This window comes from Citrobacter sp. RHBSTW-00524, from assembly GCF_013747755.1.
GTDB lineage: Bacteria > Pseudomonadota > Gammaproteobacteria > Enterobacterales > Enterobacteriaceae > Citrobacter > Citrobacter braakii.
Window position 1 is genome coordinate 5049615 of record NZ_CP056421.1, and the last position, 14165, is coordinate 5063779.

The following is a 14165-nucleotide window of genomic DNA, read 5'->3' on the forward strand; positions in this document are numbered from 1 at the left end:
GAAACTTAGGGACACATGCTATCAATGTAATCTGGTTTTGAAACATCATTTCAAATAAGGAGTCAACAACGTGACTGGTCAATCGCAATTTGCTGGCGTCTGGTGTCCTTCCATTACGCCAATGGATAATGACGGCAAGATCGATCTTAACGGTCTGAGCCAGCATCTCAAACGCCTTACCGAGGCCAAAATCGACGTGATTTTGCTGATGGGTAGCATCGGGGAATTTGCCTCCTTTACGCTCGAAGAAAAGCTGCTACTGATCCGCGAGGCCCGCGCCATGAGCTCGCTAAAGATGGTCGCCAACGTCTCATCCACCTGCCAGAATGATGTGCTGTTGATGGCGCAGGAAGCGTATCGCGCCGATTACGATGCCGTGATGATCCTGCCGCCTTACTACTACGGGCAAACGGCAAAACAGCTGCTGAGCTACTTCCGTCAGTTGGGGCAGAAGCTCAGCGGTAAATGGTTTGCCTATAACTTTCCGGCGCGCACTGGCTGCGATTTAACGCCTGAACTGGTTGCCACCCTCGCCGCCGAGTTCCCCAACTTCGCAGGCATTAAAGATACCGTCGACTGCCAGTCCCATACTCGCAGTATGATCCAGACCACCCGCGCCGTACGGGAGGATTTTGCCGTGTTGTCCGGCTATGACGAATACTACATTCCTAACCTGCTGGCAGGCGGCGCGGGGGTGATTTCAGGATTAAACAACGTCATGCCTGAACTGTTTGTCAGCGCACGGGAAGCATTTAAACAGGGCGACCTGACAGCACTTCGCGACATTCAGGACCAGATTGGCACCTACATGTCCATCTACGCCATCGGCGAAGATTTCGTCACCACCATCAAAACCGTGGTATCGCGTAAGTTTGGCTATTGCACCGGCGTATCACGAAATGCCGGCGGAGAGTTGAACGAGGGTGAGTGTCGGACCATCGATGAGGTATTTGTCGTCAAAGCGTAAATCGTTAAGCCGGATGGAACAGACCATCCGGCAAAAGAGGCTTACTTCACGGCGCTACGAATATCAATTTCCGCCGCCCTGGCTTTAACTCTTTTCGACCAGATGGAAGTGATAATCGGCACCAGAATGGAGGTCACAATCACCGACGTGGCGACAAGGGAAGTTGCTGCCGGCGCCATCGGTTTAAATGCCGGAACCATTTCAGCAATCAGCACTGGCGTAGCGACCGCCGCACCAGCTGAGCTGGAGGCCGCAATCCCCGCTGTGCCATCGCCGCCGCCAATCAGTTTATCGGCGATAATCAATGGAATACCGGTAATGATAATTACCGCCACGCCCAGCAAAATACCCAGTACACCGGTCTGCGCAATCACGCTCAAATCAATGGTGTTACCAAGCGCGAAGGCAAAGAAAGGAATCAACGTCTGCACCGCTTTGCTGAAGAATTCCCGCAGCTCAGGGTCCAGATTCCCCAGCGCAAAGCCAATCAGGAACGGTAATACGGCCCCGACAAACACGTGCGGTTCAAACGAAGCGATCCCGGCGGTTCCCAGAATCACCATAGTCATCAGCGGGCCAGACTCCAGCGACATCAGGACAAACGCCCCGGCCTCTTCTTTGGTGCCGTACTGCTGCATAATCGAGGCATACAGCCCGCCGTTGGTCATATCCATGGCGGCCACCAGCGCCAGCGTAGACAACCCGGCGAAGAAACCAACTTCTACACCATGTTCCGGCAGAATACGTGAAGCAATCGCCGCGACCACCCACGCTACCAGAATCTTGGTTATGACCAGCGTGCCTGATTTACGCAGTACGGTACCGGTAGCGCTTAGCTTGATCGACGCCCCCATACAAAAGAACCAGACCGCCAGAATAGGCACCGTACCGGTGATCATACCGTTGGTAAAGGAGCCGAAGTATTTCCCGGCGCCGGGGGAAAAGGTGTGACACAACGCGCCCAAAAAAAGCGGCACCAGCATCATGCCGCCTGGGATTTTCTCTATCGTTCGTTTGATCTGCATTTCCATCACCTGTAGACATAAAAATGGGGCAATTTTTATGGGCGATTGCATCTTGCTTATGAGATGCGCCCGTCTTGATGAAACGAAGATAGACATTCATAGAGACTATAAAAGTGATCCCACTCGCATAATAAAACCTTGTTTCAATTTAAGTGGATCATTGTTTTTATATTGATTTTGATCACAAAAAAACCCCCACAAGCATCGCTTGCAGGGGCTTGTTAAAGCGTAGAACTTATTTTTTCGCTGCGAAACGCGCGGCAGCTTCGTCCCAGTTCACCACGTTCCAGAACTCTTTGATGTAGTCCGGGCGACGGTTCTGGAATTTCAGGTAGTAAGCGTGTTCCCAAACGTCCAGGCCCACGATCGGGAAGCCGGAGGCGCCAGAGATAGCTTCACCCATCAGCGGGGAATCCTGGTTAGCAGTGGAAACAACAGCCAGTTTGTCACCTTTCAGAACCAGCCACGCCCAGCCGGAACCAAAACGGGTTGCCGCAGCTTTTTCAAATTCAGCTTTGAAGTTGTCCACGGAGCCGAAGTCACGTTCGATAGCCGCTTTCAGGTCGCCCTGCAGCGTAGTACCGGTTTTCAGACCTTTCCAGAACAGGCTGTGGTTAGCGTGGCCGCCCGCGTTGTTACGCAGTACGGTTTTCTTGTCTGCTGGCAGTTGATCCAGTTTGGTGATCAGCTCTTCAACAGGCAGGCTCGCGAATTCAGGCAAGCTTTCCAGCGCAGCGTTCGCGTTGTTTACGTAAGCCTGGTGGTGTTTGGTATGGTGGATTTCCATCGTCTGCTTATCAAAGTGCGGTTCAAGGGCATCATAAGCGTACGGCAGGGATGGCAGTGTATAACTCATAATCATCTCCAGTATTGTCGGGCGGCCAGTGTTAACGCCGCGTAAGCAGTTGGGTCATTATAGTTAATTAAATGATATTGAAAATGATTATCAATGCCGTACTTTTTACAAGGTTTTGATGACTCAAGTCCATTGCTAAAGATGTGAGCCGAATCACCCACTTAACGTGATGATTGCCAACATGCGCCAAATGGCGGCAATCGTTAAAAGGTTAACTACCTGCATAATTTTTAAACTCGTTTGGTCGGAGGGGTAATTACCGACGATAAAAAATAACGAGGATTAAGTCATGAGTAACGCGATTACGATGGGTATCTTTTGGCATTTGATAGGCGCAGCCAGTGCCGCCTGTTTCTATGCCCCGTTCAAGCAAGTCAAACATTGGTCATGGGAAACGATGTGGTCGGTTGGCGGGATCGTCTCCTGGCTTATCCTCCCATGGACCATCAGCGCCATGTTACTTCCCGATTTCTGGGCCTACTTCAGCTCCTTTAGCCTCTCCACGCTGGCGCCGGTGTTTCTGTTCGGTGCGATGTGGGGGATTGGTAATATCAACTATGGCCTGACCATGCGCTATCTCGGTATGTCGATGGGCATCGGCATTGCGATTGGTATTACGCTGATTGTCGGCACGCTGATGACCCCGATTATTAACGGCAACTTTGATGTACTGATCAACACCTCTGGCGGACGCATGACGCTGCTTGGCGTGCTGGTCGCGCTGATTGGCGTGGGCATTGTTACCCGTGCGGGTCAGTTAAAAGAACGCAAAATGGGCATCAAAGCGGAAGAGTTCAATCTGAAAAAAGGGCTGGTTCTGGCGGTCATGTGCGGCATTTTCTCTGCCGGGATGTCATTTGCGATGAACGCTGCTAAACCAATGCACGATGCCGCCGCCGCGTTGGGCGTTGATCCGCTGTATGTCGCCCTGCCAAGCTATGTGGTTATCATGGGCGGTGGCGCGCTAGTCAACCTGGGTTTCTGCTTCATTCGTCTGGCAAAAGTGAAAAACTTGTCGATAAAAGCTGACTTCTCGTTAGCCAAACAGCTAATTATCACCAACGTGCTGCTCTCCGCACTTGGTGGCTTGATGTGGTATCTGCAATTCTTCTTCTACGCCTGGGGCCACGCTCGTATTCCGGCACAGTATGACTATGTAAGCTGGATGCTGCACATGAGCTTCTATGTTCTGTGCGGCGGAATTGTCGGACTGGTATTGAAAGAGTGGAAAAACGCGGGTCGCCGTCCGGTCAGCGTGCTAAGTCTTGGCTGCGTAGTGATCATTGTCGCGGCAAACATTGTTGGTCTGGGAATGGCCAGCTAATCATGTTGGGTACTGAGATGACGCCACTGGCTCGGCGTCATCCCGGTTTCGCGCGTGAATACCACCGAAAAGTAGTTACTATCCTCAAAGCCGCAGCGCATGGAAATCTCACTAATCATCAACCGACTATGCTTGAGCAGATACTGTGCATGGCACACCCGCACCTGGCGCTGATACTGGTTGATCGTCATCCCGGTCTGGCTGCGAAACTGCTGGCGCAAAACGCGTTCGCTGCACCGTTCACGCTCGCAAAATGTATCCAGTTCGAACGCATGCTCATGGCTACCGGCTAACGCGGTGATCAGTTTATCCAGCAGCGTTTCACTTGACGTCGCCGGGAGCGTATCCGTGGCATAACGATGACGTTTAAGGTGAGTTACCAGTTGACCAAACAGCAGCTCAGCCATGGTAAAGGCCTGCGCATCGCGCTGATTACTTTCATGCTCAAGCTGGCTTATCACCTGTCTGGCCTGGGTCATGCCAACGCTGCCGAGTCGCCAGTGCGGCTGCCTTGGCGTACCGTCAAATCCGGGGATCGCCCCTTGCCAGTCAACATTCAGCGTTAACCGCTCCGGGCAGTAGATGATATTTTGCAACACAAGGTCGTTAACGGAGGTGTAGGAGTGTTTATCTTCGGCGCGAATGTAAAACAGATCGCCACGGGTTATCCGGTACGGACGATCGTTAAGGACATGCAGTCCATTGCCGCGCCAAACCAGAACCAGCTCGCAAAACTCGTGGGTATGCTCAGCAAAGACATCCTGCGGATAACGATCGGCCACGGCGACAGCCTGCTGCTCATGCGCAAAAAAGTCTGATTTCAAAAGAACCAGATGATTCGCCATCATATCACCTCAACCTGTACGCTTGCCGGAAGCGCTGCGCTTATCCGGCATGAAAGGGTATGATTATCAGCAAACGGACGGTAAAAAACGTTGATAGCTTTCGCGTTACTGAAGGCTGCTTCCCGCTATAAGGTCACGCCCCTGACGAATATCGCGTGGCGACCACTCGAACTCACGGCGAAAAAGCGTCGAAAAGTGGTTACTGTCACCGAAACCGCAGAGATAAGCGATATCAGTCACGCTGTCATCACTGTGGCGGAGCAGATGTCGGGCTTTAATCAGTCGCAGACGGTTAAGGTAGCGCTGCGGCGTCAATCCTGTTTGCTGTTTAAGCTGGCGATGCAGAGTGCGTAAAGAGAGCGAAAACTTCTCGGCCAGCGCCTCCCAACACACCTCTTCGGCAAAGTTATCCTCCAGCCATGCCATCAAAAGGTTAAGCCGCGCATCGTTATCGGTCGCCGCTTCCATCAGGCTGCTTTTACGCAGCAGTACCAGCAACTGCATAAACAGGATCTCGCGATTTGCCGCCGTGGGCGTATCCATCTCCTCGCCGAGCGTCTCCATCTGCCCCACCAGGTGACGAACCTGCTGCAGTACGCCCTGGTTTACGCGCCAGTGGGAGGGATACTGCCCATTTTGTTCCTGAGGCAAAAGCTGATTCAGCCCGGCCAGAAATTGAAACGCATCCGGAGAGCGATACAACACATTGGTCAGACACAGATTGTCAGTATGTTCATATAAATGCCTGTCATGATCGCGGACGAAACACACCGTACCGCCGCTGATGGTGTAAGGCTGTCCGTTGAACACATGGATCCCCGTTCCATGTTCGACCACCACAATTTCATGAAAATCATGATGATGTTCAGGAAACGCGGGCTGAGGAAGCCGCGGTTCAATAGCCACAGGCGCTTTACCTGTCGGAAAAAAATCCACGCAATGCAGTACGGTCATGACGGCTCCCCCTGATTAACGAATATGGCTGAATAGTAATTAAGGGTTCCTACCCTCACCTTAATTTTTTGACGCCAAAGTGCGTAAACACGGTTAATTCTTCAAGAAATGGCGGGAAAGATCGGGAAATGCGGAAGGCGTCACATCCGCCAAAATCCGCGCTATTAGTGGAAACTGTGAACAACATCACGTTCACCTTTGCCATGTTGCCAGCCGCTAATTGGGGCTGTCACTGTCAAGAAGGTACGCTTTATTCGGGGTTCTTAGACTGAGTGCAATAAAACTCAGAAGGACCTCGCCATGACTTTTCGCCATTGTGTCGCTGTCGATCTCGGCGCATCCAGTGGGCGCGTAATGCTCGCACGTTACGACAGTAAACACCGCACCCTGACGCTGCGTGAAATCCACCGCTTCGTTAACTGTCTGCAAAAAACGGACGGTTTTGACACCTGGGACATCGACAGCCTGGAAAACGACATTCGCCTTGGCCTGAAAAAAGTCTGTGATGAAGGCATTCGGATAGACAGCATTGGCATTGATACCTGGGGCGTGGATTACGTATTGATCGATAACGCCGGCCAACGTGTTGGTCTGCCGGTCTCTTACCGTGACAGCCGCACGACCGGCATTATGTCACAGGCGATGGCGCAGCCAGGTAAAGGTGAAATCTACCGCCGTAGCGGCATTCAGTTTCTGCCGTTTAACACCTTGTATCAGCTACGTGCGCTGGTTGAACAGCAGCCAGAACTGCTTGCGCAGGTGGCACATGCTCTGCTGATCCCCGACTACTTCAGCTTTCGCCTGACCGGCAAATTGAACTGGGAATACACCAACGCCACCACCACCCAGTTAGTCAATATCAACACCGACGACTGGGATGACACGCTGCTGGCGTGGACCGGGGCAGACAAAGCCTGGTTTGGTCGCCCGACGCATCCGGGGAACGTCATTGGTCACTGGATTTGCCCGCAGAAAAACCAAATTCCGGTTGTGGCCGTCGCCAGTCACGACACCGCCAGCGCGGTCATCGCTTCACCGCTGGCCGATAAAAATAGTGCGTATCTCTCTTCCGGTACCTGGTCGCTGATGGGCTTTGAGAGCAGAACGCCGTATACCAACGATGCGGCGCTGGCGGCGAACATCACCAACGAAGGGGGCGCGGAAGGGCGCTACCGCGTCCTGAAAAACATCATGGGACTGTGGCTGCTCCAGCGCGTTTTAAAAGAGCGCCAGATTACCGACCTGCCAACGCTTATTGCCCAAACGCAAGCGCTGCCGGCCTGCCAATTCCTGATAAACCCGAACGACGATCGCTTTATCAACCCCGACGATATGAGCGCGGAAATTCAGGCGGCCTGCCGTGAATCGGGTCAACCCGTTCCCCAGCAAAACGCCGAACTGGCGCGCTGTATCTTCGACAGCCTGGCATTGCTATACGCTGACATTCTGCAAGAGCTGGCACAACTGCGTGGTGCAGCATTTAGCCAACTGCACATCGTTGGCGGCGGCTGCCAGAACGCCCTACTGAACCAGCTATGCGCGGATGCCTGCGGTATTCGCGTGATGTCCGGGCCGATTGAGGCCTCCACGCTCGGCAATATTGGCATCCAGTTGATGACGCTGGACGAGCTTAACAACGTCGATGATTTCCGTCAGGTGGTGCGTGCCAACTACGACCTGACCACCTTCATTCCAAATCCTGAAAGTGAAATTGCCCGCTACCAGGCGCAGTTTCCATCACTACGACAGACAAAGGAGCTTTGCGCATGACCACTCAACTTGAACAAGCCTGGGAACTGGCAAAACTGCGTTTCGCCGCGGTAGGCATTGATGTCGAGGCGGCCTTACGCCAGCTCGATCGTCTGCCGGTCTCCATGCACTGCTGGCAGGGCGATGATGTCGCCGGTTTCGAGAATCCGGAAGGCTCGCTCACAGGCGGTATTCAGGCCACCGGCAACTATCCGGGCAAAGCGCGTAACGCCACCGAACTGCGCGCCGATCTGGAGCAGGCGCTGAGCCTGATCCCAGGTCCAAAACGTCTGAATTTGCACGCGATCTATCTGGAGTCCGATACGCCGGTTGCCCGCGACCAAATCAAACCTGAACATTTTAAAAACTGGGTCGAGTGGGCGAAAGCAAACCAGTTAGGGCTGGATTTCAACCCCTCCTGCTTCTCTCACCCGCTGAGCGCCGACGGCTTCACGCTGGCCCACGCCGATGACACCATTCGCCAGTTTTGGATTGACCACTGCAAAGCCAGCCGTCGCGTCTCAGCGTATTTTGGCGAGCAGTTGGGTACGCCGTCGGTGATGAATATCTGGATCCCGGATGGCATGAAAGACATCACCGTTGACCGGTTAGCGCCGCGCCAACGTCTGCTTGAAGCACTGGATGAAGTGATCAGCGAAAAACTCGACCCGGCGCACCATATCGACGCCGTCGAGAGCAAGCTGTTTGGCATCGGCGCCGAAAGCTACACCGTGGGCTCCAACGAGTTCTATATGGGTTACGCCACCAGCCGTCAAACCGCGCTGTGCCTGGATGCGGGTCACTTCCATCCGACTGAAGTGATTTCCGACAAAATCTCCGCCGCCATGCTGTACGTACCGCGTCTGCTGCTGCACGTCAGCCGTCCGGTGCGCTGGGACAGCGATCACGTGGTGCTGCTGGATGATGAAACGCAGGCGATTGCCAGCGAGATCGTCCGCCACAACCTGTTCGACCGCGTACACATCGGCCTCGACTTCTTCGACGCCTCTATTAACCGCATCGCCGCGTGGGTTATCGGCACCCGCAATATGAAAAAAGCCCTGCTGCGCGCGCTGTTAGAACCGACCGAGCAACTGCGTCAGCTTGAAGCCAGCGGCGACTACACCGCTCGTCTGGCCCTGCTGGAAGAGCAAAAATCGCTGCCGTGGCAGGCCGTCTGGGAGATGTATTGCCAGCGTCACGACACGCCAGCAGGAAGCCAGTGGCTGGACAGCGTGCGCGCCTATGAGAAAGAGATTTTGAGCAAACGTAGCTAACCGTGACACCAGGCTTACAGGCCGGATAAGACGCCCACGTCGCTATCCGGCAATGAATGAAACACGAAGCCGGATGGATCTTCACTTATCCGGCTTACGTAAGACCCGATAACGATCGGGCAATCAACAGGATCACCGAATATGCAAAACATGACTAATTCCTGGTTCGTCCAGGGGATGATCAAAGCCACTTCCGACGCGTGGCTGAAAGGCTGGGACGAACGTAACGGCGGCAATCTGACGCTGCGTCTGGATGAGGCTGATATTGCGCCATTTAGCGCCGATTTCCACGAAAAACCGCGCTATATCGCGCTAAGTCAGCCAATGCCTTTGCTGGCTAACACGCCGTTTATCGTCACCGGTTCCGGTAAATTTTTCCGTAACGTTCAGCTCGATCCCGCGGCAAATTTGGGCGTGGTGAAAGTAGACAGCGACGGCGCGGGCTACCACATCCTTTGGGGCCTGACCCACGAAGCGGTGCCAACCTCTGAGTTGCCGGCTCACTTCCTCTCCCATTGCGAGCGTATTAAAGCGACGAACGGCAAAGACCGCGTGATCATGCACTGCCATGCTACCAACCTGATCGCCCTGACCTACGTGCTGGAAAACAATACCCCGCTGATTACCCGCAAACTGTGGGAAGGCAGCACCGAGTGTCTGGTGGTGTTCCCGGATGGCGTCGGCATTCTGCCGTGGATGGTGCCGGGTACGGATGAAATCGGCCAGGCAACCGCCGAGGAAATGCAGAAACACTCGCTGGTACTGTGGCCGTTCCACGGCGTGTTTGGCAGCGGCCCCTCCCTCGACGAAGCATTTGGCTTGATAGATACCGCAGAAAAATCCGCCGAAGTTTTAGTCAAAATCTATTCGATGGGAGGTATGAAGCAGACCATCACGCGTGAAGAGCTGGTAGCACTGGCTAAACGCTTTGGCGTGACTCCGCTGGCAAGCGCCGTAGAGCTGTACTGATACCTGCCAACTCAACGCCGGATGCGGCTTCGCTTTATCCGGCCTACATGACGATGCACGTTTCACCGTCGGCCCGATAAGCGTAATGCCATCGGGCACCAGGGATTTTTTTTAAGGAGAATAGTGATGAGCTTTATGTTGGCACTGCCAAAAATTAGCCTGCATGGCGCCGGCGCGATTGCCGATATGGTGAATCTCGTGGCGAATAAACAATGGGGCAAAGCGCTGATCGTCACCGATGGTCAACTGGTGAAGCTGGGCCTGCTGGATAGCCTCTTTGCCGCACTGGATGAACATCAAATGTCTTACCACCTGTTTGATGAGGTGTTCCCGAATCCGACAGAAGAGCTGGTACAGAAAGGTTTTACGGCATATCAGGGGGCAGAATGTGACTATATTATCGCCTTCGGCGGAGGCAGCCCGATCGATACCGCCAAAGCGGTGAAGATCCTGACCGCCAACCCTGGCCCTTCTATCGCTTACTCCGGCGTGGGCAAAGTGAAAAATGCGGGCGTGCCGCTGGTTGCCATCAATACCACTGCTGGTACAGCAGCAGAGATGACCAGCAACGCGGTCATTATCGACTCTGCCCGCAAGGTCAAAGAAGTGATCATCGACCCGAACATCATCCCGGATATCGCCGTGGATGACGCCAGCGTGATGCTGGAAATCCCAGCCTCCGTTACCGCCGCAACCGGCATGGACGCCCTGACTCACGCGGTGGAAGCCTATGTTTCCGTTGGCGCGCATCCGCTCACCGACGCCAACGCCCTGGAAGCAATTCGCCTGATCAACCTGTGGCTACCGAAAGCGGTCGACGATGGTCATAACCTCGAGGCCCGTGAGCAAATGGCGTTTGGTCAGTATCTGGCGGGTATGGCATTCAACAGCGCAGGTCTGGGTCTGGTGCATGCGCTGGCACACCAGCCAGGCGCGACCCACAATCTGCCGCACGGCGTCTGCAATGCCATTCTGCTGCCGATTATCGAAAACTTTAACCGCCCTAACGCCGTGGCGCGTTTTGCCCGAGTGGCGCAGGCGATGGGAGTGGACACCCGCGGGATGAGCGACGAAGCGGCAAGCATGGAGGCCATCACCGCGATTCGTGCCCTGAGCAAGCGTGTAGGTATCCCGGCTGGTTTTAGTTCCCTTGGCGTGACGAAAGAGGATATTGAAGGCTGGCTGGATAAAGCGTTGGCCGATCCATGCGCGCCGTGTAACCCGCGCACTGCCAGCCGCGATGAGGTCCGCGAGCTGTATCTGGAGGCGTTATGATCCGCAAGGCCTTTGTGATGCAGGTGAATGCCGACGCGCACGTTGAGTATCAACGTCGGCACAATCCCATCTGGCCAGAACTGGAAGCGGTGCTGAAAGAGCACGGTGCCCATCACTACGCGATTTATCTCGACCAGGAACGCAACCTGCTGTTCGCCACCGTCGAGATTGAGTCAGAAGATCGCTGGAACGCCGTTGCCAGCACCGATGTTTGCCAGCGTTGGTGGAAGCATATGCGTGATGTAATGCCGGCAAACCCGGACAACAGTCCGGTCAGCGCTGAGCTAAAAGAAGTGTTTTATCTGCCTTAACCTCTCTGTTTCCTCCCCTGACGGGGGAGGAAACCTTTTTCTCCCGTCAGCAGCATTGCGTTCGTTTTGTCATCCACGCCTTTTCCCCACAACCCGGCACCTGCTCAGGCATACCGATGCTGAAAGTCTCCGGGCGTCACCAAACTGGAAGACGGGACGGCATTTAACTACTCGTGTAGCTACAACCGCGCCGACAAGTTCAAAATCAAAAATAACTGGGTGGGGAAATAAAAGCCTGATGACCAGGCTCTAAGAAAAAAGCGCCTGAATCCAGGCGCCTGAGAACGGAAAATCAGAAGAAGTATTTGAAACGGAGACGCGCACCGTAACGGTCGTCGTCGTCGGTATAATTCTCCGGATTGCTGTTATCGCTGTTAATCATCGAATAATAAGCGCCGAGATAAATATTAAAGTTCTGCATATCCATCACGTTCGGAATTAAATAAGACGCATGAATGGTATGAATATCGTAAGTGCCCTCATTGTAGAACCAGTCATTATCATCGTGATCGATCAGACCGTTAAATTCGTCGATCTTGTTATGAGCATAGATATAGCCCAGTTCAAAGCGCTTCCACAGAACGTTGGCCGCCGCCGTAAAATCTTTTTCGTTATCCGCATCGAGATAAGCGGTATTCAGGTTAAACACCAGGCCATTTTCCGGATCGGCTTTCAGACCGTTCCAGGTCATCGTCATACCGTAACCGGTACGATCGGACTGATCGACAAAGTTGCCCTGAGCATCGGTATATCCATAGGCGTTATTGATAACGTTCGATTCCATGGCCGCAGAAATCGTCAGCGCATCCACCGGTGTCCAGGCGACGACCGGGCGCAGATAAGCCACGTTTTTCTCCTGCGACATTTCACGACCATGATAGCGGCTATCCTGATAAAGCGAGGTACCATCTTCCAGCAGGGTATTTAACTCGAAATACCAGTTATCGAGCTGTTTGCTCATCAGGAAGCTGCCGCCGGAATCAGAACGGCCACGACCTTCTTTCATCATGTAAATGTAGCCGCTACCGTCATCATACAAATCGTTGGCGGTATGCCCTGAATGCTCAACAAAGGTATCCTGATTCAGCGGGAACATATCGTAAGCTTCGAAACGACCGACTTTTACTTTCCAGTCATTTTCCTGACCGAAGAAGAAAGCGGCGTCATCAAGATTGACCGAACCCGTCATGTCAGCCAGCGGTTGCGCTGAAAAACCGGCGAAATAGCCGTTATCCAGCTTACGCATACCGTCAAAGCCCAGCAGGATACGTCCGTTCAGATCCCAGCGTTCATTGGTTGGGTCGCCCACATTCGAATTGGTTGCCGCCAGCACGCCTTTGTTGCTTTCCGCATCCATGTTGAATTCCACGTCGCCGTAGATTTTCAGATCGCCATAGCCGGAGAGCACCAGGTTAGGGGTGGTGGCGTTCTTTTTGGTCTCTTGCGCGGGCGTAGTGCCGTTGACTGGCGTATTTCCCTGAGCAACTTTAATTTCCTGGATCTCCGCAGCCTGCTGTACCTGCAATTGCTGCACCTGATTTTCCGCTTTTGCCGCGCGGTTTTCCGCAGCTTCCAGCCGAGCCTCCAGCTGTTCGAGCCGCTGTTCCAGAGTCATTTTTTGCGTTTTAGCAAAGCCATTATTTGCCACTAATAATAGACCTATTGCTAAAGCTAACGTCGATTTCTTCATTATTTGCTTTCCTTGAAATAAAGATCGTCCAACGTCTTCCGACCGGAAGACGCGCAACATGCAAATCCAAAAAATATTTTTATAGGTAATACGATACCGAAGACTGAAATAAATTCAGAACATTAAAACGTGGCACCAGTGCAGGTTAATATTTATTATCATACTGATTTTATTATGTGTAACGTAGATATAATTAAGAATGTGAGGGATATAACAATAGTGCTGAAATTAACGAAAAATAATAAAAACAATTTTATATGAATAACAATAAAATATAATTAAAAATAATAAAGGCGCGAACGACAATCGCCGCGCCTTTATTTAATAAGCGTTCAATTAACTCTGCTCAGAAACCAGAATCGCCTGAGTGTCAGGCTCCAGTGCTTTAAAGATATGCGCTTGATCGGCGGGGTAACAAATATAATCGCCCTCACCTAACTCCTCCGGCGCTTCCGTCAATCCCACCATCGCCTTACCCTGCGTTACGATAATATGTTCAACCGATCCCGGTGGATGCGGTTGTGAAATACGATCCGCGCCCGGCTGCGTCAGCAGCAGATAGATATCCCGCCGCGCACCCGGTGGGCAGGCGGCCAGTAAAATGGCCTGATAGTGGGCCTGCTCAGCCACGACTTTTGTCCCTTCGCCGCGGCGAATCACCTGCGTTTTTTGCTCCTGCGGTTCCAGCAAGCGCGCAAAGGGAATATCTAACGCCACACACAGCGACCAGAGCGTTTCCAGGCTAGGATTTCCATTGCCCGCTTCCAATTGCGAGAGTGTCGATTTTGCAATCCCCGCGCGACGGGCAATCTCCGCCAGCGACAAACCAGTGCGCTGACGTTCACGCACCAGACTTTTCGCGATCATACTGATGGGCTGGGTCATTCACGACTCCATGTTTTTTATATCGAACGAATTGTTCG

Annotated in this window: 13 protein-coding genes; 7 read left to right on the forward strand and 6 right to left on the reverse strand. The window is 53.1% G+C overall.

Features of this window, described 5'->3' with window-relative positions; genetic code table 11:
- The first annotated feature begins 70 nt into the window (after positions 1-70).
- Positions 71-967, forward strand: coding sequence for a dihydrodipicolinate synthase family protein (locus HV229_RS24170; protein WP_016155205.1), 897 nt, complete (start codon positions 71-73; stop codon positions 965-967).
- 41 nt (positions 968-1008) lie between these two features.
- Here HV229_RS24170 and kdgT read toward each other — a convergent pair whose 3' ends face one another.
- Both kdgT and sodA read right to left on the reverse strand, forming a co-directional pair.
- Positions 1009-1992 carry a 2-keto-3-deoxygluconate transporter gene (gene kdgT, locus HV229_RS24175; RefSeq protein WP_016155204.1) on the reverse strand — a complete coding sequence of 328 codons (984 nt, stop codon included), beginning with the start codon at positions 1990-1992 and terminating at the stop codon, positions 1009-1011.
- 235 nt (positions 1993-2227) lie between these two features.
- Entirely contained in the window at positions 2228-2848 is a 621-nt protein-coding gene (gene sodA, locus HV229_RS24180) for a superoxide dismutase [Mn] (RefSeq protein ID WP_016155203.1), read from the reverse strand.
- A 289-nt stretch (positions 2849-3137) separates the two neighbouring features.
- Between sodA and rhaT the strand changes: the two genes are divergently transcribed.
- Complete coding sequence (gene rhaT, locus HV229_RS24185) at positions 3138-4172, forward strand: L-rhamnose/proton symporter RhaT (protein WP_046276208.1); 1035 nt, start codon at positions 3138-3140, stop codon at positions 4170-4172.
- Here rhaT and rhaR read toward each other — a convergent pair.
- Together rhaR and rhaS are read right to left on the reverse strand one after the other, a co-directional pair.
- Complete coding sequence (gene rhaR, locus HV229_RS24190) at positions 4169-5017, reverse strand: HTH-type transcriptional activator RhaR (protein WP_016155201.1); 849 nt, start codon at positions 5015-5017, stop codon at positions 4169-4171. The two genes, rhaT and rhaR, sit on opposite strands and share 4 nt — an antisense overlap.
- A gap of 105 nt (positions 5018-5122) precedes the next feature.
- Positions 5123-5971: an HTH-type transcriptional activator RhaS gene (rhaS, locus tag HV229_RS24195; RefSeq protein WP_016157890.1), complete on the reverse strand. Its 849-nt coding sequence runs from the start codon at positions 5969-5971 to the stop codon at positions 5123-5125.
- 300 nt (positions 5972-6271) lie between these two features.
- On the opposite strand from rhaS, the gene rhaB reads away from it, so the two are divergent.
- The 5 genes from rhaB to rhaM all read left to right on the forward strand — a co-directional run bounded on the left by rhaB (position 6272) and on the right by rhaM (position 11552).
- Positions 6272-7741, forward strand: coding sequence for a rhamnulokinase (rhaB, locus tag HV229_RS24200; RefSeq protein ID WP_016155199.1), 1470 nt, complete (start codon positions 6272-6274; stop codon positions 7739-7741).
- Entirely contained in the window at positions 7738-8997 is a 1260-nt protein-coding gene (rhaA, locus tag HV229_RS24205) for an L-rhamnose isomerase (protein WP_019077926.1), read from the forward strand. Before rhaB ends, rhaA begins: the two co-directional genes overlap by 4 nt.
- 141 nt (positions 8998-9138) lie before the next feature.
- Positions 9139-9966: a rhamnulose-1-phosphate aldolase gene (gene rhaD, locus HV229_RS24210; protein WP_016155197.1), complete on the forward strand. Its 828-nt coding sequence runs from the start codon at positions 9139-9141 to the stop codon at positions 9964-9966.
- A gap of 126 nt (positions 9967-10092) precedes the next feature.
- Positions 10093-11241 carry a lactaldehyde reductase gene (gene fucO, locus HV229_RS24215; RefSeq protein WP_181546567.1) on the forward strand — a complete coding sequence of 383 codons (1149 nt, stop codon included), beginning with the start codon at positions 10093-10095 and terminating at the stop codon, positions 11239-11241.
- Positions 11238-11552 carry an L-rhamnose mutarotase gene (gene rhaM / locus HV229_RS24220; RefSeq protein ID WP_049269664.1) on the forward strand — a complete coding sequence of 105 codons (315 nt, stop codon included), beginning with the start codon at positions 11238-11240 and terminating at the stop codon, positions 11550-11552. Before fucO ends, rhaM begins: the two co-directional genes overlap by 4 nt.
- A gap of 292 nt (positions 11553-11844) precedes the next feature.
- Here the strand turns inward: rhaM and HV229_RS24225 are convergent, their stop codons facing one another.
- Both HV229_RS24225 and HV229_RS24230 read right to left on the reverse strand, forming a co-directional pair.
- The gene (locus HV229_RS24225) at positions 11845-13242 is read right to left on the reverse strand and encodes a carbohydrate porin (protein ID WP_016155193.1); all 1398 of its coding nucleotides are present in this window, start codon (positions 13240-13242) and stop codon (positions 11845-11847) included.
- A 336-nt stretch (positions 13243-13578) separates the two neighbouring features.
- A complete protein-coding gene (locus HV229_RS24230) occupies positions 13579-14127 on the reverse strand; it encodes an XRE family transcriptional regulator (protein ID WP_016155192.1) in 549 nt (182 codons plus the stop codon).
- Positions 14128-14165: the final 38 nt, after the last annotated feature.